The organism is Mesorhizobium sp. M0152, assembly GCF_040322415.1.
GTDB lineage: Bacteria > Pseudomonadota > Alphaproteobacteria > Rhizobiales > Rhizobiaceae > Mesorhizobium.
The window spans coordinates 1-1,650 of the sequence record NZ_JAMYTH010000109.1; the positions used below are offsets into that span (position 1 = coordinate 1).

The 1,650-nt window shown below is 58.4% G+C and carries 2 protein-coding genes; both read right to left on the reverse strand.

Translation table 11 applies throughout. The features are described from left to right. Window positions 1–468: 468 nt before the first annotated feature. Window positions 469–741 (reverse strand): hypothetical protein, encoded by a 273-nt coding sequence (locus NKJ26_RS33305; protein WP_352608417.1) that lies wholly within the window; start codon window positions 739–741, stop codon window positions 469–471. A 36-nt stretch (window positions 742–777) separates the two neighbouring features. Next, a complete protein-coding gene (locus NKJ26_RS33310) occupies window positions 778–1,113 on the reverse strand; it encodes a type II toxin-antitoxin system ParD family antitoxin (protein ID WP_502903264.1) in 336 nt (111 codons plus the stop codon). Window positions 1,114–1,650: the final 537 nt, after the last annotated feature.

Genomic DNA, 1,650 nt, shown 5'->3' on the forward strand with positions numbered 1-1,650 from the left:
CGTGTCTTGGTAGACTTATTCTCTCAAAACGTGTCCGCCAAAGTCTCGTTCGAACCTCTCACCCCTGGCGGGATAAGAGGTTCAGCAGGACTCTGCCGCCCACGTTTCTCTTTCTTCATTATTCAATTGTCAAAGAACAGACACCGCTTCACGCAATGTCGTGACCCCTTACGCTTTTGGCTTCGGGGCCGTTCGAGTGTCGCTCACGCGGCTCTCTTGAATTTCGCGGAGGGCAGAGTTAGAAGCGAACTTCTTCGTCGCCAGCGGCGAGCCGCCCTCGTTCGTGAGGCGTATATAGTCGCCACCAAACCAAACTGTCAACTGCCATCTGAGATGTTTTTTCGATTTCTCGCAGAGATATCCACGAGGCCGAAATTCGTGAGTTGGCTTGCATGGATTGTCGGCGGCGTTCTGTTGCCGGCCGTCCTTAGGAAGCCCGCAGCAAAGCTCCACGCCGAGCGTGCGCCATCAGCCCGAAAGAAACCAGCCGTGCCGCCCGAACCGTCGACCGGCGGCGCCCGCCCGAGCGGCTTTCAGAGCTGGTCTTCGGGCACTTCCGGTTTGATGTTCCGGCCGGCGTAGAAAGATGCCCAGGATCAGCACGCGCACGCCCTCGACGGCAGAAGCAATGCTGGCGGCGCGCCTGTAGCCAACAATCCGCACCCCAGGCATGATTTCAACCCGTTCGGTGCCCCTTTGCGGAAACGTCGAAAAGCCGAGGGAATGGTCACGGATACCCACAACAAAATTCCACGATCATCGGCAACGCACGTTCGGCTATGTCGTCATGGAGCTGTTCCAGCTCTGCTTCCGCTTCCGCGATGGGAAGACATCCGGTACTCCATCCCCTAGCTGGCTTTCGCCTGCTTCGCGCGATGACGCGCCTGCAGCCGGGAAAGGACCGTCTCGGCCGGAACACCTTTCGTTGGATCCCGCTGGAGCTCGGTCAAACGCGGCGGCATTTCCTCGCGCAGTCATTCTCCCGCTCGGCCTCGAATCCTCGAGCATGCTCGGGCCGATGCGGACAATCTCGCTGGCATTGTTGTAGCAGCCCGATTCGAGCTGCTTCCTGATGAAGCTCTCATAATGGTCGTTCAAGGCATGATTCGGCATTGGCAATCTCCCGCGGAGATTGTGGTTCGCGCAGCGCGCATAGCAATAGATGCCACTATCAGCAGGCCGACCGATTCGCCGCGCTCTATCTTTGCCGCGATTCGCCCTGGAGAGAATCGCTTGCCGTTTGATTCGGGCGACCGAGCTGTCGCCTCAGTTATTGAGAAACGCCGGCTCGATCGAGGATCGACTGGAAGTCGATGCCGACCGTCATCACGCTTAAATGCTCGCTATACCCAAGACGGTGGACGCAGAAGCCGGCTGGCTAAGAACCTGGCCGATTAAGTTCGTCGTATTTGGGCGAACTGGCCTCGGTGCTGCGCTTTGATACCTACCTTATCGTCCGCAAGCAAACGTGCTGCGCGTCTTGAGGTGTGACGGGCTTATGGATTTGGCTTTCTCGGACGTGTTGGGTTGCGCTTACTTTTGTGCCGGGGCTGCTGGGGGGATTTGCTTGGTGGGTTGGGGTTAGCTTGGAATCGAAACAGCCCGCGGGCGAGAGCCGGGCGGGCTGTTTGATTTGGTTGCGGGGACAGG

Excerpts from the sequence above, each read along its gene's own strand:
- NKJ26_RS33310 (WP_502903264.1), bottom strand. The coding sequence starts at position 1,113 with ATGCCGAATCATGCCTTGAACGACCATTATGAGAGCTTCATCAGGAAG.